Source organism: Streptomyces sp. NPDC005423 (assembly GCF_040606415.1).
In the GTDB taxonomy this organism is placed as follows: Bacteria; Actinomycetota; Actinomycetes; order Streptomycetales; family Streptomycetaceae; genus Streptomyces.
On record NZ_JBEXET010000014.1, the window covers coordinates 20619 to 38908 of the forward strand.

At 72.3% G+C, this 18290-nt stretch carries 17 protein-coding genes; 12 read left to right on the forward strand and 5 right to left on the reverse strand.

What is annotated here, in order from left to right:
- Window positions 1-60: 60 nt before the first annotated feature.
- Window positions 61-1647 carry a GMC oxidoreductase gene (locus ABZT12_RS17080; protein ID WP_356384593.1) on the forward strand — a complete coding sequence of 529 codons (1587 nt, stop codon included), beginning with the start codon at window positions 61-63 and terminating at the stop codon, window positions 1645-1647.
- Between the two features lie 22 nt (window positions 1648-1669).
- Here the strand turns inward: ABZT12_RS17080 and ABZT12_RS17085 are convergent, their stop codons facing one another.
- A complete protein-coding gene (locus tag ABZT12_RS17085; RefSeq protein WP_356384214.1) occupies window positions 1670-3466 on the reverse strand; it encodes an AMP-binding protein in 1797 nt (598 codons plus the stop codon).
- Window positions 3467-3763: 297 nt separating this feature from the next.
- Between ABZT12_RS17085 and ABZT12_RS17090 the strand changes: the two genes are divergently transcribed.
- The 6 genes from ABZT12_RS17090 (at window position 3764) to ABZT12_RS17115 (ending at window position 8923) form a co-directional block, all read left to right on the forward strand.
- On the forward strand, window positions 3764-4561 hold the full coding sequence (locus ABZT12_RS17090; RefSeq protein ID WP_356384217.1) for a metallophosphoesterase: 798 nt from the start codon (window positions 3764-3766) through the stop codon (window positions 4559-4561).
- Window positions 4562-4698: 137 nt separating this feature from the next.
- Complete coding sequence (locus tag ABZT12_RS17095; protein ID WP_356384220.1) at window positions 4699-5142, forward strand: SRPBCC family protein; 444 nt, start codon at window positions 4699-4701, stop codon at window positions 5140-5142.
- An 87-nt stretch (window positions 5143-5229) separates the two neighbouring features.
- The gene (locus ABZT12_RS17100; RefSeq protein ID WP_356384223.1) at window positions 5230-6399 is read left to right on the forward strand and encodes an ArsA-related P-loop ATPase; all 1170 of its coding nucleotides are present in this window, start codon (window positions 5230-5232) and stop codon (window positions 6397-6399) included.
- A gap of 89 nt (window positions 6400-6488) precedes the next feature.
- Entirely contained in the window at window positions 6489-7001 is a 513-nt protein-coding gene (locus ABZT12_RS17105; RefSeq protein WP_356384226.1) for a DUF5304 domain-containing protein, read from the forward strand.
- Between the two features lie 54 nt (window positions 7002-7055).
- Window positions 7056-8009: an ROK family glucokinase gene (locus ABZT12_RS17110; protein ID WP_356384228.1), complete on the forward strand. Its 954-nt coding sequence runs from the start codon at window positions 7056-7058 to the stop codon at window positions 8007-8009.
- A 155-nt stretch (window positions 8010-8164) separates the two neighbouring features.
- Complete coding sequence (locus ABZT12_RS17115; RefSeq protein WP_356384231.1) at window positions 8165-8923, forward strand: endonuclease/exonuclease/phosphatase family protein; 759 nt, start codon at window positions 8165-8167, stop codon at window positions 8921-8923.
- Here the strand turns inward: ABZT12_RS17115 and ABZT12_RS17120 are convergent.
- The gene (locus ABZT12_RS17120; protein ID WP_356384234.1) at window positions 8920-9564 is read right to left on the reverse strand and encodes a hypothetical protein; all 645 of its coding nucleotides are present in this window, start codon (window positions 9562-9564) and stop codon (window positions 8920-8922) included. The two genes, ABZT12_RS17115 and ABZT12_RS17120, sit on opposite strands and share 4 nt — an antisense overlap.
- Window positions 9557-10369, reverse strand: a complete 813-nt coding sequence (locus tag ABZT12_RS17125; protein ID WP_356384236.1) for an alpha/beta fold hydrolase — start codon at window positions 10367-10369, stop codon at window positions 9557-9559. Before ABZT12_RS17125 ends, ABZT12_RS17120 begins: the two co-directional genes overlap by 8 nt.
- Window positions 10370-10531: 162 nt before the next feature.
- Here ABZT12_RS17125 and ABZT12_RS17130 point away from each other — a divergent pair, with 162 nt between their 5' ends.
- From ABZT12_RS17130 to ABZT12_RS17145, 4 genes are all read left to right on the forward strand, one after another.
- Window positions 10532-11308 (forward strand): lysophospholipid acyltransferase family protein, encoded by a 777-nt coding sequence (locus tag ABZT12_RS17130; protein WP_356384239.1) that lies wholly within the window; start codon window positions 10532-10534, stop codon window positions 11306-11308.
- Between the two features lie 30 nt (window positions 11309-11338).
- On the forward strand, window positions 11339-12574 hold the full coding sequence (locus tag ABZT12_RS17135) for a DUF5931 domain-containing protein (protein WP_356384242.1): 1236 nt from the start codon (window positions 11339-11341) through the stop codon (window positions 12572-12574).
- The gene (locus tag ABZT12_RS17140) at window positions 12571-13248 is read left to right on the forward strand and encodes a response regulator transcription factor (protein WP_356384245.1); all 678 of its coding nucleotides are present in this window, start codon (window positions 12571-12573) and stop codon (window positions 13246-13248) included. Before ABZT12_RS17135 ends, ABZT12_RS17140 begins: the two co-directional genes overlap by 4 nt.
- 108 nt (window positions 13249-13356) lie before the next feature.
- Entirely contained in the window at window positions 13357-14385 is a 1029-nt protein-coding gene (locus ABZT12_RS17145; protein ID WP_356384248.1) for a 6-phosphofructokinase, read from the forward strand.
- A 284-nt stretch (window positions 14386-14669) separates the two neighbouring features.
- Here ABZT12_RS17145 and ABZT12_RS17150 read toward each other — a convergent pair whose 3' ends face one another.
- Window positions 14670-16577 (reverse strand): anthranilate synthase family protein, encoded by a 1908-nt coding sequence (locus ABZT12_RS17150; protein ID WP_356384251.1) that lies wholly within the window; start codon window positions 16575-16577, stop codon window positions 14670-14672.
- 101 nt (window positions 16578-16678) lie between these two features.
- Window positions 16679-16735 (reverse strand): trp operon leader peptide, encoded by a 57-nt coding sequence (locus ABZT12_RS17155; RefSeq protein WP_356384596.1) that lies wholly within the window; start codon window positions 16733-16735, stop codon window positions 16679-16681.
- A gap of 108 nt (window positions 16736-16843) precedes the next feature.
- Between ABZT12_RS17155 and ABZT12_RS17160 the strand changes: the two genes are divergently transcribed.
- On the forward strand, window positions 16844-18196 hold the full coding sequence (locus ABZT12_RS17160; protein WP_356384254.1) for a class II 3-deoxy-7-phosphoheptulonate synthase: 1353 nt from the start codon (window positions 16844-16846) through the stop codon (window positions 18194-18196).
- Window positions 18197-18290: the final 94 nt, after the last annotated feature.

Sequence of the window (18290 nt, forward strand, 5' to 3'; positions counted from 1 at the left end):
GCTGCGCGCATGACACCGAAACTGACGCAGCATCAGCTGACGAGACGTCACATACTGGGCATGATCGCCCTCCAGACCGCGGCCACCGCCGGACTCACCCGGATCGGCCTCCAGGCCGCCGAGGCGGCCGAACCCGCGGCCGTCGAATCGGCCCCCGCCATCGTCGTGGGCTCCGGCTACGGCGGCGCCGTCGCCGCCCTCCGCCTCGGCCAGGCGGGCATCCGCACCCTCGTCCTGGAGATGGGCAGGCTCTGGAACACGGCCGGCTCCGACGGCAAGGTCTTCTGCTCCACCGCCGCCCCCGACCAGCGCTCCATGTGGTTCAGGACCCGCACCGAGGCCCCGCTCGCCTCCTTCCTCTGGCTGGACGTCGTCAACAAGGACATCGGCCTCTACCCCGGCGTCCTGGACCGGGTGCACTACGACAACATGTCCGTCTACGTGGGACGCGGCGTCGGCGGCGGCTCCCTGGTCAACGGCGGGATGGCCGTCACCCCGCTCCAGTCGTACTTCAGCGAGCAGTTCCCCACCGTGGACGCCACCGAGATGTACGGCACGTACTTCCCGCGCGCCCGCACCATGCTCGGCGTCAACACCGTCGACCCGGCCTGGTTCGAGTCGACCGAGTGGTACCAGTTCACCCGCACCTCACGGAAGGCGGCGGCGAACACGGGCCTGAAGACCACCTTCGTGCCCAACGTCTACGACTTCGGCTACATGCAGCGCGAGGCGGCCGGCACGGCGACGAAGTCGGCCCTCGCCCAGGAGGTCATCTACGGCAACAACTACGGCAAGAAGAGCCTCGACAAGACCTACCTCGCCGCCGCGCTCGGCACCGGCAACGTCACCCTGCACACCATGGAGAAGGTGACCGGCGTCAGCCGCGCGGCCGACGGCTCCTACCTGCTGACCGCCGACCGCGTCGACGTCACCGGCACGGTCGTCGAGACCAAACAGTACGGCTGCGCCTACCTCTTCCTCGGCGGCGGCAGCCTCGGCACCACCGAACTCCTCGTCCGCGCCCGGGACACCGGCACCCTGCCCGCCCTGAACGCGAGCGTCGGAGCCGGCTGGGGCACCAACGGCAACGTGATGCTCGGCCGCGCCAACCACGTCTGGGACACGGTCGGCGCCAACCAGTCGACCATGCCCGTCATGGGCATCGACGACTGGGCCAACACCGACAACCCGGTCTTCGCGGAGATCGCCCCGCTCCCCACCGGACTGGAGACCTGGGTCAGCCTCTACCTGGCGATCACCAAGAACCCGCAGCGCGCCTCCTTCACCTACGACTCCGCGAGCGGAGCGGTGAAGCTCGGCTGGACCGCCGCCCAGAGCGCGGTCTCGGTCGCCATGGCCAAGAAGCTCTTCGACCGGATCAACGCGGCCAACGCGACGATCTACCGCTACGACCTGTTCGGCTCGCCCAGCAAGGTCTTCGCCGACGACTTCTGCTACCACCCGCTCGGCGGCTGCGTGTTGGGGAAGGCGACCGACAACTACGGCCGGGTGAAGGGGTATTCGAAGCTCTACATCACCGACGGCTCGCTGGTGCCCGGCTCGATCGGGGTGAACCCGTTCGTCACCATCACCGCGCTGGCCGAACGCCTGATGACGCGGGTCCTCGCCGAGGACACCACGTCATGAGGCAACCGCCGTCCAGGGCCCGCTACTTCTGGTAGATGGCCTCGATCTCGTCCGCGTAGTCCTTCGCCACCACATTGCGCTTGAGCTTCAGGGACGGCGTCAGGTGGCCCGAATCCTCCGTGAACTGGGAGGGCAGAATGCGGAACTTCCGCACCGATTCCGCCTTCGACACCGCGGCGTTGCCGTCGTCGACCGCGTCCTGGATCGCGCTCAGCAGATCCGGGTCGTCACGCAGCGACGCCGCGGTGGCATGAGCCGGCTTGCCGTGCTCGGCGGCCCAACGGCCCAGGAACTCCTCGTCGATGGTGACCAGCGCGCCCACGAACGGCCGCCCGTCGCCCACCACCATGCACTCCGCGACCAGCGCGTGGGCGCGGATACGGTCCTCGATCACGGCCGGGGCGACGTTCTTCCCGCCCGCGGTGACGATGATCTCCTTCTTGCGGCCGGTGATCCGCAGATAGCCGTCCTCGTCCAGGGTGCCGAGGTCACCGGTGTGGAACCAGCCGTCGGCGAGCGCCTCGGCGGTCGCGGCCTCGTTGTTCCAGTACCCCTTGAACAGGTGCTCGCCGTGGAGCAGCACCTCGCCGTCGTCCGCGATGCGCACCACGGAACCGGGCAGCGGCTGGCCGACCGTGCCGATCTTCTGCCGGTCCCACGGGTTGAAGGCCGTGGCCGCGCACGACTCGGTCAGGCCGTAGCCCTCCAGGACCGTGAAGCCGATGCCCCGGAAGAAGTGGCCGAGGCGCTCGCCCAGCGGCGCGCCGCCGGAGATGGCGTACTCGCCCCGGCCGCCGAGCACCGCGCGCAGCTTGCCGTAGACGAGCCGGTCGAACGTGCGGTACTTGATCTTCAGGCCGAGCGACGGGCCCGACGGGGTGTCCAGCGCCTTGCTGTAGGCGATCGCGGTGTCGGCGGCCTTGTCGAAGATCTTGCCCTTGCCGTCCGCCTGCGCCTTGGCGCGCGCCGAGTTGTAGACCTTCTCGAAGACCCGCGGGACGCCCAGGATCAGCGTGGGCCGGAAGGCGGCCAGCTCGTCGGTGAGGTTCTTGATGTCCGGGACGGTACCCAGCTTGATCGGTGCCATCATCGGCGCGATCTGCACCAGCCGCCCGAAGACGTGCGCCAGCGGCAGGAAGAGCAGCACCGAGCACTCACCGGTACGGAACAGCGGACGCAGCCGCTCCACCACGTTGCCGCACTCCGCGAAGAAGCTGCGGTGGGTGAGCACACAGCCCTTGGGGCGGCCCGTCGTGCCGGAGGTGTAGACGATGGTCGCCGGGTCGTCCGCCTTCGCCAGCGAGCCCCGCTCCTCGACCGTGTCGTCCCCGACGTCCCGGCCCGCGCGGCCCAGCTCCTCGACCCCGCCGCCCTCGATCTGCCATACGTGCTTGAGCCCGGGCAGGGTCGCGCGCACCGACTCCACGGTCGCCGCGTGGGCGTCCAGCTCCACGATCACGGCGCTCGCGCCGGAGTCCGCGAGGATCCACTGCACCTGCTCCGGCGAACTGGTCTCGTACACCGGCACCGTGATCGCGCCCGCGCTCCAGATCGCGAAGTCGAGCAGCGTCCACTCGTAACGCGTGCGGGACATCAGGGCGACCCGGTCGCCCGGCTCGACACCGGAGGCGATGAGCCCCTTGGCGGCGGCGAGCACCTCGGCGCGGAAGGCCGTGGCGGTCACGTCCTGCCACACGCCGTCCACCTTGCGGGCGATGACGGCGACATCGGGATGCTGCGCGGCGTTTCTGCGGACGATGTCGGTCAGATTCCCGTCCGCGGGGACCTCGTACAAGGCCGGAAGGCTGAACTCGCGCAAGACTGCTGCTCCTCATAGGGCGCCGGCGCCACGACGTTGTGTGATGCGACGGTCCGGTCCACGGCTCGGGCAGGTGCTCGGAGCTTCACTCGTTGAAATCCTGAGCACGACTGGGACTGCCCGGACGTTACCCGCCGGTATGGCCTCCCCGACAGGGGGTCCCGGTGAGATGTTCGCCGCGTCACACCGGTGGGTGTCGCACCGCGCACAGTAGTCGACCCCTCCGCCGACCGGCCCTGGAGCGCTGCTCCGGCCGCCACTGTTCACGTATGCCGCACACGCCTACGCTTGATCGTCATGGCACCCACACCAGCCGGCGGTCGCCGGACGCGCGTCCACGTGGTCAGCGACGTACACGGCAACGCCCGTGACCTGGCCCGAGCCGGAGACGGCGCCGACGCCCTGATCTGCCTGGGTGACCTCGTGCTCTTCCTCGACTACGCCGACCACTCGCGCGGCATCTTCCCCGACCTCTTCGGGGCGGAGAACGCCGGCCGGCTCGTCGAACTGCGCACCGCCCGCCGCTTCGGCGAGGCCCGCGAACTCGGCGCCCGGCTGTGGAGCGGTGCCGGCGGCGACCGCGCGACCCTGATCGAGAAGGCGGTCCGCCGCCAGTACGCCGAGCTCTTCGCCGCCTTCCCCACCCCGACGTACGCCACCTACGGCAATGTCGACATGCCCCAGCTCTGGTCCGAGTACGCCGGCCCCGGCACCACCGTGCTCGACGGCCAGCGGGTCGAGATCGGCGGCCGGACCTTCGGCTTCGTCGGCGGCGGCCTGCGCACCCCGATGCGCACGCCGTACGAGATCGGCGACGAGGAGTACGCCGCCAAGATCGAGGCCGTCGGCGAGGTCGACGTCCTGTGCACCCACATCCCGCCCGAGGTCCCGGAACTCGTCTACGACACCGTCGCGCGCCGCTTCGAACGCGGCAGCCGCGCCCTCCTGGACGCGATCCGCCGCACCCGGCCCCGCTACGCGCTCTTCGGCCACGTCCACCAGCCGCTGGTGCGGCGGATGCGGATCGGCGCGACCGAGTGCGTCAACGTGGGCCACTTCGCCGGGTCCGGCCGGCCCTGGGCGCTCGAATGGTGAACACCCGCCGCCCGTCCCGCAGATGTGCGCAGGTAGGGGGTGAAGTCGGGCGCCCGGCAGCGCGGTAACCTTCACGCTGCACACGCGTGCGTACGACGACGCGTCCCAACCGGCCCGCATCCGGAGGAGCCACGGCGATGGCGGAACACACCAGTTCGAGCATCACGATCGAGGCGGCACCGGCCGACGTCATGGCGGTGATCGCCGACTTCGCCCGCTACCCGGACTGGACCGGCGAGGTGAAGGAGGCGGACGTCCTCGGCACCGACGAGCGGGGCCGCGCCGAACAGGTCCGGCTCGTCATGGACGCCGGCGCGATCAAGGACGACCAGACCCTCGCCTACACCTGGACCGGCGACGACCAGGTCTCCTGGACCCTCGTCAAGTCCCAGATGCTGCGCTCCCTGGATGGCTCCTACCTCCTCAAGCCCACCGGCGCGGGATGGACCGAGGTGACCTACCAGCTCACCGTCGACGTCAAGATCCCCATGCTCGGCATGATCAAGCGCAAGGCGGAGAAGGTCATCACCGACCGCGCCCTGGCCGGACTGAAGAAGCGCGTGGAGTCCGGGGAGCGGTAACCCGCCCCGGCCTCGGCCCCGGCCTCGGCCCCGGCCTCGGCCCCGGCCACGACGCGGCACCCGGCCGAGCGACTACCGTTCACCTGTATGCGCACCATCCTGATCACGGGCCCCGGCGGCAGCGGCCGTACGACCATCGCCGCGGCCACCGCGCTCACCGCCGCCCGTGCGGGGCGGCGGACCCTGCTGCTCGGCGCCGACCGGCTCGACACCCTGGGCGCCGCCCTCGGCACGGCGACCGGCGCGGCCCCCGTCACCGTCCGCGAACAGCTCACCGTCTGGCGCCCCGACGCGGCGGAGTCCTTCCGCACCGACCTCACCGTCTTCCAGGAACGCGCCTCCGCCGCCCTCGACCTGCTCGGCGCCGCCCGGCTGGACGCCGAGGAGGTCACCCCGCTGCCCGGCGCCGAGGAACTCGCCCTGCTGCGCGCCGTACGCGACGCCCACCTCTCGGAGGCGTACGACCTCCTCGTCGTCGACCTCCCGTCCACCCCGCACGCCCTCGCCCTGCTCGCCCTGCCCGAGGAGCTCCGCCGCTACCTGCGCCGCCTCCTGCCCTCCGAACGGCAGGCCGCCCGCGCCCTCCGCCCGGTCCTCGGCCGGCTCGCCGGCGTCCCCATGCCGGCGGAGTGGCTCTACGACACCGCCGCCCGCTGGGACCTCGAACTGGCCGCCGTCGAGGCGGTCCTCGCCGACCGCGGCCTCGCCGTACGGCTCGTCGCCGAACCCGGACCGGCCGGCGCCGACGCCGTCCGCGCCGCCACCCTCGCCCTCGCCCTGCGCGGGCTGCGCCCCGACGCGGTGATCGCCAACCGGGTCGTGCCGGACACCGCCGACGACCCCTGGGCCGCCACCCTCGCCGCCCAGCAGCGCAAGACCCTGGAGGAGTGGCAGCACACCCACGACGTCCACCGCGTCCCGCATCTCGGCGAAGACCCGCGCGGCGCCGCCGACCTGGCCGCGCTCGCCGTGCCCGGCGTCAACGAGACCGGCTCCACGGTCGAGTGGCCCGTCGTCGACCGGCTCGCCGAGGACGGCGTGCTCGTCTGGCACATCCCGCTGCCCGGCGCGATACGCGACGAGCTCGACCTCGTCCGGCGGGGCGACGAACTCGTCGTCAGCACCGGCCCGTTCCGGCGTATCGTCCCGCTGCCCTCGGCCCTGCGCCGCTGCACCGTGGCCGGCGCCGCCCTGCGCGACACCGAACTGCGCATCCGCTTCGCCCCCGACCCGGACCTGTGGCCGCGGACGAAGTGACCCCGCCGGAATCCGCGTCCCGCGGCCGGTGAACCACGTACGCCCATTCGGGTAACGTCGTAGAGACGAACCGTAGTCAGGAGGCCGTCATGAGCGAAGAGCTCCCCGCGTCCGGCGACGCCGAGCACGACGCGGTCGACGAGGTGCGGGCGACCGACGCCGACGCCTGGGCGACGGCCTGCGCCGAGGACCTCGCCGCGGAGAAGGCCCGCCGCCGCACCCAGTACGGCCCGCCGCCCGGCTCGGCCGCCGAGGAACTGCGCAGACTCGTCGACACCCTCTCGGAGAAACTGTCCGGCCTCCACTCCCCGCTGCTCGGCCAGCTCGCCGGACCCGCCGCCCAGCAGGTGGTGCGGCAGGTCGTGCAGCAGGCGAAGGCCGCCGTCGAGCCCGTCATCGAACGCAATCCGGACGTGTTCGACCACCTCGCGGCGGCCGGCACCGAACTGCTCGCCGCGTACCGCTCCGCGGCCCAGGCCCAGGAACAGCGCTGGACCGCCCGCGACCGCCCGCCGGGTACCGCCAAGGAGACGAAGGACACCGCCGACCGCCGTGACCGGGGCGAGGACCCGGGCCCGGGGGAGCGCATCGACCTGGACTAGAGGGCCCTCGGGTACGGTGGGCCGTAGCGGGGCTCGACCGAAACTGAGGGATTCATGGGACTCACCATCGGCGTCGACATCGGCGGCACGAAGATCGCGGCCGGTGTGGTCGACGAGGAAGGCAACATCCTCTCGACCCACCAGGTGCCGACCCCGGGCACGCCCGAAGGCATCGTGGACGCCATCGCCGCCGCCGTCGAGGGCGCGCACGCCGGTCACCGGATCGTCGGCGTGGGTATCGGTGCGGCCGGATACGTGAACCGCCAGCGATCGACGGTGTACTTCGCGCCGAACATCGACTGGCGCCAGGAGCCGCTGAAGGAGAAGGTCGAGGCCCGCGTGGGCCTTCCGGTCGTCGTGGAGAACGACGCGAACGCCGCGGCCTGGGGCGAGTACCGGTTCGGCGCGGGCAAGGGCCACCGCAACGTCATCTGCATCACCCTCGGCACCGGCCTCGGCGGCGGCATCATCATCGGCAACAAGCTGCGCCGCGGCCACTTCGGGGTGGCCGCCGAGTTCGGCCACATCCGGATGGTGCCGGACGGCCTGCTCTGCGGCTGCGGTTCGCAGGGCTGCTGGGAGCAGTACGCCTCCGGCCGCGCGCTCGTCCGCTACGCCAAGCAGCGCGCCAACGCCACCCCGGAGCACGCCGAGGTGCTGCTCGCCCTCGGCGACGGCACCCCGGACGGCATCGAGGGCAAGCACATCTCGGTCGCCGCCCGCCAGGGCGACCCGGTGGCCGTCGACTCCTACCGCGAGCTGGCCCGCTGGGCCGGCGCCGGCCTCGCCGACCTGGCCTCCCTCTTCGACCCGTCCGCGTTCATCGTCGGCGGCGGCCTCTCGGACGAGGGCGAGCTGGTCCTCGACCCGATCCGTAAGTCCTACAAGCGCTGGCTGGTGGGCGGCAACTGGCGCCCGGTCGCCGACGTGATCGCCGCCCAACTGGGCAACAAGGCCGGCCTGGTGGGCGCGGCCGACCTGGCACGGGAGCCTGACCCGATCATGTGACGGCCCGTCTTCCAGCCACCTGATTCCCCGCGCCCCTACCGATGTCTTCCAGGGGCGCGGGGAATCGCGCGTCCCGGCCGCGACGGACCCGGCGGCCGGGACACGACCCGCGGGTGCCGGGCTCTGCGCCGCGCAGTCGCCGTATCTTGATCCGTATGGTGACCTCGCCCCCGCTGCTCCCCAACTCCCGGACCGAAGCCGACGGTTCGGCGATCATCCGGGTCCTCAGCTACAACATCCGCTCGATGCGCGACGACACCGACGCGCTGGCCCGGGTGATCCGCGCCTGCGCCCCCGATCTCGTCCTCGTCCAGGAAGCCCCCCGCTTCTTCCGCTGGCGCAAGAAACTGGCCCGGCTGGCCTCCGCCGCGGAGCTGGTGACCCTCACCGGCGGAGGCTCCGTCGCCGGGCCCGCCCTGCTGTGCTCGCTGCGGGCGACGGTCGAGCGCACGGAGGACGTGCTGCTGCCGCTCACCCCGGGCGAGCACCGGCGGGGCTTCGCCACCGCGGTCGTCGGGTTCGGGGGCGCGCGCCTCGGCGTACTGAGCTGTCATCTCAGCCTGCGCGCGGACGAGCGGTACGAGCAGGGCGGCATGCTGCTCGACCGGCTGGCCGGCATGGGTGTCCCGCACGCGATCGCGGGCGGCGACCTCAATGACCGCCCCGACGGCCGTACGTTCGCCCGGCTGGCCAAGGAGCTCCAGGACTGCCGGGCCACCGCGCCCTGGGGCGCCGAGCACACCTGGACCCCCGGCAACCCCTTCCAGCGCATCGACGCGATCTTCGCCACCCCGGGCATCGAGGTGCTCGGCTGCGGGGTGCCGCTCGGTCAACCCGGCGTCACCGAAAGGGACTTGAGGGCGGCCACGGACCACTTTCCGGTCCTGGCCGCCCTCAAGGTGCCCGTCGGTTAGACGACGGCCCCGCGCCCGGGGTCGTCGCCCTCCTCGTCGTCCGTCCTCATGCGCGTCACCAGGGTGGCGAAGCCGCCCAGGAAGCCGCCGATGCTCAGCGTCGACAGCCACCAGGTCATGTCCCAGCCGAACAGCACGGCGAGCACCAGCAGGACCGGGCCGCCGATCACCGCCAGCCAGGCGAACGTGGCGGTGGCATCGGCGGACGGCAGCGGCGGCGGCTCCGGCGGTACGAAGTGACCCCCGTCGTCGTCCTCGTCGTCATCCTCGGCATCGGCGTCCGCGTGCGGCCCGGCCGGGGCGGCGGCGTCGCGCGGGCCGACGCCGGGCGCGAAGAAGACCGAACTGCCCAGCGGGCGAACGGGGTTGGCCGGTTCGTCGGTCCGCGCTTCCGGCTGCTCGTGCCGCTCCGAGTTGGTCCCGCCGTTCGTCTCGGTGTTCGTCCCGTCGTCCGTCCCGCCGTTCGTCTCGGGATCGAGCAGCGCCAGGTCCTCGACGGACTTGAAGGGCTTCGCGCCGGCCGGATCCTGGGGCTCGTCGCCGTACCCGGCGACGATCGCCGCCCAGGCGGCCTCCTCGTCGAAGGGGACGCCCTTCTCGTCCGGCTCGCGGTCCTCGCGGTCGGATCCGTGCTCAGCCACCTGCGGCCGTCCCTTCCTGCTGGCTCACCTGGCCCGTGCCGGACGCGTGCTCGCCGGCACCGGGTGCGAGCCGGCCGATGAACGCGTAGCTCTCCTCGAAAATCCGGTCCGCGTCGATGTCCAACGTCGCGACGTGGTAGCTCTGTTCCAGCAAAACCTCCGTCACGTCCACCGACGAGACCCGGCTGAGCACCCGGGCGGAGTCGGCCGGCGGCACCACATGGTCCTGCGGGCTGCGCAGCAGCAACAGCGGCTGCGTGACCTGCGGCAGCTCGCCGTCGACCCGGCGGAAGAAGATACGCAGGGAGTGCGCCGCGTGCAGCGGCACCCGGTCGTACCCCACCTCCTCGCTGCCCTCCTGGGCGATGTCACTGGCGATGCCCGGCGCCGTACGCACCAGGTGCCGGGCGACCGGAAGGGCGTGCGCGGCGAGGCCGTGCACCTTGATCCCCGGGTTGACGACCATGACCCCGCTGATCGCGTCACCGTGCCGGGCGGCCAGCCGCAGGGCGAGCGCGCCGCCCATGGAGAGGCCTGCCACGAACACCTGTGAGCAGCGCTCGCGCAGGGCCCGCAGCTCGCGGTCGACCTCCGCGTACCAGTCCTGCCAGCCGGTGAGCTGCATGTCCTCCCAGCGGGTGCCGTGGCCGGGCAGCAGCGGCAGCGCGACGGTGAGACCACGCTCGGCGAGATACTCCGCCCAGGGGCGCAGCGACTGCGGGGAACCGGTGAAACCGTGGCAGAGGAGGACTCCGACCTCCCCGCCCTCGTGGCGGTACGGCTCGGCTCCGGGGAGGACCGGCACCTCGGTCTCCTGTCGTGGAGGGAATGGAGGGACGTGAAAGGAACGTGAACAAGTCCAGGTGTGGTTCACCGTACGCGACCGCACTGACACCGACCAGGGTCGTCGGTCCCTTCCGCGGCGCTGCGGGTTAAGGTCTGAGCGAGAGACACGGGAGGCACTCGCTTGTTGTACGGCACGATGAAGGTCGCCATCGGGGGACCGCTGAAGGTCGCTTTCCGGCCCTGGGTGGAAGGCATGGAGAACATCCCGGCCGAGGGCGCCGCGATCCTGGCGAGCAATCACCTCTCGTTCTCGGACTCGTTCTTCCTGCCCGCGGTCCTCGACCGCAAGGTGACCTTCATCGCGAAGGCCGAGTACTTCACGACACCCGGGGTGAAGGGCCGGCTGACCGCCGCGTTCTTCAAGGGCGTCGGCCAGCTCCCCGTGGACCGCTCGGGCGCGCGCGGCGCGGGCCAGGCGGCGATCAGAAGCGGCCTCGACGTCCTGGAACGCGGGGAGTTGTTCGGGATCTACCCGGAGGGCACGCGCTCCCCCGACGGGCGTCTCTACCGGGGCAAGCCCGGCGGCCTCGCCCGGGTGGCGCTCGCCTCCGGGGCGCCGGTCATCCCGGTCGCGATGATCGACACCGAGAAGATCCAGCCGCCCGGCCAGGTCATGCCGAAGCTGATGCGGCCCGGCATCCGGATCGGCAGGCCGCTCGACTTCAGCCGCTACAACGGCATGGAGAACGACCGCTTCGTCCTGCGCGCGCTGACCGACGAGGTCATGTACGAGATCATGAAGCTCTCCGGCCAGGAGTACGTCGACGTCTACGCCACCGCCGCCAAGCGGCAGATCGCGGACGCGGCGAAGGCCGAGAAAGCCGAGCGGGCCGAGCAGGCCGAGAGAGCGGCCAAGGCCGCGCTCGCACAGCCGGACAAGGGACAGACCGGCTCGTAACGGGCGGGTCTGCGACGGGGGTTGGGGGACATGGCCAGGCGCGAGCGCGTCGTCAGGATGTCGGTCGAGCAGCCGCTGTGGCGGGCGCTCACCGCCTACCGGGTGCTGACCATGCTGTACGCGATCGGCCTGTTCGCCACCGCCTACGACCGCTTCGTACGGCCCGGGATCGCCGTCGGGTACTACTGCGCGCTGTGCGTGTGGACCCTCGCCACCCTCCCCAGGGTCGCCAACGCGGCGAGCTGCACGAAGCGGTTCCTCGCCGCCGATCTGACCGTCGCCCTCACCGGGATCCTGCTCACCCCGGCCGCCGACAGCCACGCCCGGATCGTCGAGGGCGGCTCGACCCTGCCGTCGATATGGACGGCGGGCTCCGTGCTGGCGTTCGCGGTCAAGGGCGGCTGGCGCTGGGCGGCCTTCGCCTCGACGCTGGTCGCCGCGGCCGACCTGGCCGAGCGCGGTGCCCTCACCCGCGGCACCGCCCACAACGTGGTCCTCGTCTGGGTCGCCGCCATCGCCATCGGCTACGTCGTGGAGGTCGCCCGCGCCTCCGAGCGCACCCTCGCCCGGGCCCTGGAGATCGAGGCCACGACCCGCGAACGGGAGCGGCTCGCCCGGGACATCCACGACAGCGTGCTCCAGGTGCTGGCCATGGTGCAGCGGCGCGGCGCGGTGCTCGGCGGTGAGGCGGCCGAGCTGGGCCGGATGGCGGGCGAGCAGGAGGTGGCCCTGCGCACCCTGGTCTCCGGCGGTCTGCTGCCCGTCTCCCGGGTCTCCGAGGACGCCTCCGAGGGCGCGGTCGTACGGGCTGTGGAGGAGCCGGAGACCCTGGACGGCGACGGGGGAACGGTCGATCTGCGGACGCTGCTCGTCCCGTATGCCGGGGCGCGGGTGAACCTGGCCGAGCCCGGCGCGCCGGTGCCGTTACCGCCGGCCGCCGCCCGGGAACTGGCCGCCGCGGTCGGCGCCGCGCTGGACAACGTGCGCCGGCACGCGGGCGAGGACGCCCGTGCCTGGATCCTGGTCGAGGACGAGCCCGGCGAGGTGGTGGTGACCGTGCGGGACGACGGGCCCGGCATCGCCGACGGCCGGCTCGCCCAGGCGGAGGGCGAGGGCCGGCTCGGGGTCGCCCTGTCGATCCGGGGCAGACTGCGCGACCTCGGCGGCAGCGCCGAGCTGGTATCGGTGCCGGGACAGGGCACTGAGGTCGAACTGAGGGTTCCGAAGGACGCGTCGAGCGCGCGGGGGAAGGCGGAGAGACGATGAGTGCGGAGCGGGCCCCGATCCGGGTGATGGTGGTCGACGACCACCCGATGTGGCGCGACGCGGTCGCCCGGGACCTGGCCGAGTCCGGGTTCGAGGTGGTCGCCACCGCCGGCGACGGCGAGCAGGCGGTACGCCGGGCCCGCGCCGTCACCCCCGACGTGCTGGTGCTCGACCTCAACCTGCCCGCCAAGCCCGGCGTCCAGGTCTGCCGTGAACTGGTGGGCGCCGACCCGGCGTTGAGGGTCCTGGTGCTCTCCGCGAGCGGGGAGCACGCCGACGTGCTGGAGGCGGTGAAGTCCGGCGCGACCGGCTATCTGCTCAAGTCGGCCTCCACCGAGGAGCTGTCGGACGCGGTGCGCCGTACGGCGGCGGGCGACCCGGTGTTCACGCCGGGACTGGCGGGCCTGGTCCTCGGCGAGTACCGGCGGCTGGCCTCCGGTCCGGCACCGGCGGCCGGCAGCGACGAGCCCAGGGCGCCGCAGCTCACCGACCGGGAGACCGAGGTGCTGCGACTGGTGGCGAAGGGGCTGAGCTACAAGCAGATCGCCGAACGCCTGGTCATCTCGCACCGCACGGTCCAGAACCATGTGCAGAACACCCTGGGCAAGCTCCAGTTGCACAACCGCGTCGAGCTGGTGCGGTACGCGATCGAGCGCGGGCTCGACGACGCGTAGGCCAACGGCCGTACCGATCAAGGGAATTGTCCTTCCCACCCATCCCGTTGTGACCTGGATCACCATTAGCGTGGCGGTCACAGGGAACTGCGGCGAAGGGACTTTTCCATGCGCGTGGGAGTACTGACCGGAGGCGGCGACTGCCCCGGGCTCAACGCCGTCATCCGGGCCGTCGTCCGCAAGGGCGTGCAGGAGTACGGCTTCGGCTTCGTCGGCTACCGGGACGGCTGGCGCGGCCCCCTCGAAGGCGACACCGTCCGGCTCGACATCCCCGCCGTGCGGGGCATCCTGCCGCGCGGCGGCACCATCCTCGGCTCCTCGCGCACCAACCCGCTGAAGGAGCGCGACGGCATCCGGCGCATCAAGGCCAACCTGGAGGAGCAGCGGGTCGGGGCGCTCGTCGTCATCGGCGGCGAGGACACCCTCGGGGTGGCCGCCCGGCTGTCGGAGGAGTACGGGGTGCCGTGCGTCGGCGTACCGAAGACCATCGACAACGACCTCTCCGCCACCGACTACACCTTCGGCTTCGACACCGCCGTCGGTATCGCCACCGAGGCGATCGACCGGCTGCACACCACCGCCGAGTCGCACATGCGGGTCCTGGTCTGCGAGGTGATGGGCCGGCACGCCGGCTGGATCGCGCTGCACTCCGGGCTGGCCGGCGGTGCCAACGTCATCCTCATCCCCGAACAGCGCTTCGACGTCGAGCAGGTCTGCTCCTGGGTCACCTCCCGGTTCGGCGCGTCCTACGCCCCGATCGTGGTCGTCGCCGAGGGCGCCATGCCCAGGGACGGCGAGGTCGTCCTCAAGGACGGGACCCTCGACTCCTTCGGGCACGTCCGGCTCTCCGGCGTGGGGGAGTGGCTGGCCAAGGAGATCGAGAAGCGCACCGGCAAGGAGGCCCGCACCACGGTCCTCGGCCACGTCCAGCGCGGCGGCACCCCCAGCGCCTTCGACCGCTGGCTCGCCACCCGCTTCGGCCTGCACGCCGTCGACGCCGTCCACGACGGGGACTTCGGCAAGATGGTCGCCCTGCGCGGTACGGACATCGTCCGCGTCCCGATCGCGGAGGCCACGGCCCGCCTGAAGACCGTGGACCCGGCGCTGTACGCGGAGGTCGGAGTGTTCTTCGGCTGACACCGGAGGTGCTCGCTCCGGGAGAGCACGGCCGCCCCCGCGCCGCCGACTGCCCTGACGGCGGCGCGGGTCGAGGCCGGGTCCGGGTCCGGGAAGGGGCGGTACGGCCGGGAGGTCGGGGCGGGCCCGGTCCGCGCGCGCCGCCGGAGCGTCACCCGGGAAGGCCCGCGCGCCGCGGCCGGCGGTGCGCGAGCGGGCGGGGCGGCCGGAGCGGGCCCGCCCCGCCCGCCGAGCCGTTCCGGGCCGGCCGGGTGCCGCGCGGTTACGGCGCCCTCCTCGCCGGGTTACCCGGCCGGCCGGTGCTCCGGGATCGCGCTCATGCCGCGCAGCCGGCCCATCAACTCCCCTACGATCGTTGCCCCGTTGAGCGTCAGCACCGACTCCGGATGGAACTGCACGCCGGCCACCGCGCACCTGGGCGTGCCCGTGGCGCGCCGCGCCGCGCGCAGCGCGTGCACCTCGCCGGACGCGCTCCGGCTCACCTCGACTCCCCGCGCGGTCAGCTCCCGCAGCGCCGCGTCGTCGCAGTGCGCCACGAAGCTGTTGTAGAACCCGACGGTCTCCGCCCGCCCGAACAGGTCGACCGTCGTCTGCGCCCCCTGGTAGGGCACGTCCTTGCGGACGATCCCCAACCCCAGCTCGGCGGCGATCAGTTCGTGCCCCAGGCAGACGCCGAGGACGCCGTGCTCGCTCTCCCTAAGGACCTCGGCGGTCAGCGCGCGCAGGAACCGCATCCTGCCGTCGCCCAGGTCGGAGGGGTCACCGGGCCCGGGCCCCAGCACCACGGGACCCTGGTGCGCCAGCACCGCCTGCCGCAGCCCGGCCTCGTCATAGCGCCGTACGGTCACGTCGAGGCCGCCCGACCGCAGGACGTGCGCGAGCATCGCCGTGAAGGTGTCCTCCGCGTCGACGACCAGCGCGTGCCCGGCCGGCTCCGCGACCCGCTCCCGCATCCGCAGCCAGAACGGCGCCAGCGAGGCGCGCCGCCCGTCCAGCGCCGCCCGCACCCGCGGATCGTCCGCCAGCCGGGGCCGTACGGCCTCCCCGCCCGGCCGGGACGGCCGTACGCCCAGCGCGGCCAGTACCCCCGCCGCCTTGGCGTGGGTCTCCGCCACCTCGCCCGCCGGGTCCGAACCGCGCACCAGGGTCGCGCCGACCGGTACCCGCAGCCGGCCGGACGCGTCGATGTCGGCGGTGCGGATGAGGATGGGGGAGTCGAGGGTCTGGGCGCCGCCGGCGTCCCGGCCGATCAGCGCGAGGGCGCCGGCGTAGTAGCCGCGCCCGCCAATCTCGTGCCGTTCGATGACCCGGCAGGCGTTCTGCACGGGCGAGCCGGTGACCGTCGCCGCGAACATCGTCTCCCGGAGCACCTCACGGACGTCCAGCGACGACCGGCCGCGCAGCTCGTACTCGGTGTGCGCGAGGTGCGCCATCTCCTTGAGCCGCGGCCCGACGACGACCCCGCCCATGTCCCCGACGGTGCACATCATCTTGAGTTCCTCGTCGACGACCATCGACAGCTCCTCGATCTCCTTGCCGTCGGCGAGGAACTCCAGCAGGTGCTCGGGCGTCGGACCCCCGTCCGGATAGCGGTACGTCCCGCTGATCGGGTTCATCACCACGGTCCCGCCGGACATCCGCACATGCACCTCCGGGCTGGCCCCGACCAGCGTCCGCTCCCCGGTGTGCACCACGAACGTCCAGTACGCGCCCCGTTCACCGACCAGCAGTCGCCGGAAGAGCGCGAGCGCGTCGGCCCGCCCGAACCCCGGAACGCTGCCCTCGTACGTCCGCCGGATCACGAAGTTGGCGCCCTCGCCCCGCCCGATCTCCTCGTCCAGCACCCGCCCCACGATCCGCGCGTACTCCTCGTCGCCGACGTCGAAGCCCCCGCCCTCGACCCGCACGTCGTGCGCCGGGAGCTGCTCCAGCGCCTCGGCGAGCGGGACCACGCAGGACTCCTCCGGGGTCAGGAAGGCGAGCGGTGTCCCGTCGTCGCGGACGTCGAAGCCGCGCTCGCGGATCTGCCGGAAGGGGACGAGCGCGAGGCCTTCGCCGGGCAGGTCGGCCAGCCTGTCGTGGACCCCGATCCGGCCGGTCATGACCTCGACCAGATCATGGTCGTGCCCGGGGGTGCGGCGGCGCAGCAGGGCGAAGGGGCGGTCGTCGGCGAGCAGTCGGGCCAGATCCATGGTTCCTCTTCCGTCGGTGGGCTGCGAGCGGTGAGGAACGGCCCCGGAAAACACCGAAGGCCGCCCCTCGGGCGGCCTTCGAAGTACGGGGATACGCGCACTCAGTGGGCCGCCGGATGAGCGGTCCACCACCAGTTCAGGTTCGAGTGCGCGAACATGCCAGGCACCCTACCCGACGGCCGGGCGGCCCACGGAGTGCGGCGGCTCGCGTCTCACCAGTCGAGCCGGACGAAAATAGGTCGACATGACCCCGTAATGTCTATGGCGTGACCGTGAACGCTAAGACCAGCGCCAGCGCTGGCAACACCTGGCGAGACCTGCCCGCGGCGCAGCAGCCCGAGTACCCCGACACCGAGGCTCTGCGCGCAGTGATCGCGGACCTCGCGTCGTATCCGCCGCTCGTCTTCGCGGGCGAGTGCGACCAGCTGCGCGCCCGGTTGGCGGCCGTCGCCAAGGGAGAGGCGTTCCTCCTCCAGGGCGGCGACTGCGCCGAGGCCTTCGACGCGGTGTCGGCCGACCAGATCCGCAACAAGCTGAAGACGCTGCTCCAGATGGGCGCCGTGCTGACGTACGCCGCCTCGGTGCCGGTCGTGAAGGTCGGCCGGATCGCCGGTCAGTACTCCAAGCCGCGCTCCAAGCCGACCGAGACCCGCGACGGCGTGACCCTGCCGACCTACCGCGGCGACTCCGTCAACGGCTTCGCCTTCACCGAGGAGTCCCGCGTCCCGGACCCCGAGCGCCTGAAGCGGATGTACAACGCCTCCGCCTCCACGCTCAACCTGGTGCGCGCCTTCACCACCGGCGGCTACGCCGACCTGCGCCAGGTGCACGCCTGGAACCAGGACTTCGTGAAGTCCTCCCCGTCCGGCCAGCGCTACGAGCAGCTGGCCCGCGAGATCGACAACGCGCTGAACTTCATGCGGGCCTGCGGCACCGACCCGGAGGAGTTCAAGACCGTCGAGTTCTACTCCTCGCACGAGGCGCTGCTGCTGGACTACGAGTCGGCCCTCACCCGGGTCGACTCCCGCACCGGCAAGCTCTACGACGTCTCCGGGCACATGGTGTGGATCGGCGAGCGCACCCGTCAACTGGACGGCGCGCACATCGAGTTCGCCTCCCGGATCCGCAACCCGATCGGCATCAAGCTCGGCCCGACCACGACCACCGAGGAGGCGCTGCGGTACATCGAGCGCCTCGACCCCGACCGCGAGCCGGGCCGCCTCACCTTCATCGTGCGGATGGGCGCCCACAAGGTCCGCGACAAGCTGCCCGAGCTGGTCGAGAAGGTCAGCGCCTCGGGCGCCACCGTCGTCTGGATCACCGACCCGATGCACGGCAACACCTACGAGGCGGCCTCCGGCCACAAGACCCGCCGCTTCGACGACGTACTCGACGAGGTCAGGGGCTTCTTCGAGGTCCACAAGGCGCTCGGCACGCACCCGGGCGGCATCCACGTGGAGCTCACCGGTGACGACGTCACGGAGTGCGTGGGCGGCGGCGACGAGATCTTCGTCGACGACCTGCACCAGCGCTACGAGACGGCCTGCGACCCGCGGCTCAACCGCAGCCAATCCCTCGACCTGGCGTTCCTCGTCGCGGAGATGTACCGGGACCAGTGACGGGTCCGCCCGTCACCGGCGCGTGAAGTGGGGCCACGCTGTGCCCGCTGTCCAGCCCGAAGCAGCGCGACTCCGTCCTCGCCGACCTCGCCCG

Coding starts and splice junctions, on each gene's coding strand:
- ABZT12_RS17095 (WP_356384220.1), top strand. CDS start 4,699: ATGGCGGAACACACCAGTTCGAGCATCACGATCGAGGCGGCACCGGCC.
- ABZT12_RS17115 (WP_356384231.1), top strand. CDS start 8,165: ATGGTGACCTCGCCCCCGCTGCTCCCCAACTCCCGGACCGAAGCCGAC.
- ABZT12_RS17140 (WP_356384245.1), top strand. CDS start 12,571: ATGAGTGCGGAGCGGGCCCCGATCCGGGTGATGGTGGTCGACGACCAC.
- ABZT12_RS17150 (WP_356384251.1), bottom strand. CDS start 16,577: ATGGATCTGGCCCGACTGCTCGCCGACGACCGCCCCTTCGCCCTGCTG.
- ABZT12_RS17145 (WP_356384248.1), top strand. CDS start 13,357: ATGCGCGTGGGAGTACTGACCGGAGGCGGCGACTGCCCCGGGCTCAAC.
- ABZT12_RS17100 (WP_356384223.1), top strand. CDS start 5,230: ATGCGCACCATCCTGATCACGGGCCCCGGCGGCAGCGGCCGTACGACC.
- ABZT12_RS17135 (WP_356384242.1), top strand. CDS start 11,339: ATGGCCAGGCGCGAGCGCGTCGTCAGGATGTCGGTCGAGCAGCCGCTG.
- ABZT12_RS17105 (WP_356384226.1), top strand. CDS start 6,489: ATGAGCGAAGAGCTCCCCGCGTCCGGCGACGCCGAGCACGACGCGGTC.
- ABZT12_RS17080 (WP_356384593.1), top strand. CDS start 61: ATGATCGCCCTCCAGACCGCGGCCACCGCCGGACTCACCCGGATCGGC.
- ABZT12_RS17110 (WP_356384228.1), top strand. CDS start 7,056: ATGGGACTCACCATCGGCGTCGACATCGGCGGCACGAAGATCGCGGCC.
- ABZT12_RS17090 (WP_356384217.1), top strand. CDS start 3,764: ATGGCACCCACACCAGCCGGCGGTCGCCGGACGCGCGTCCACGTGGTC.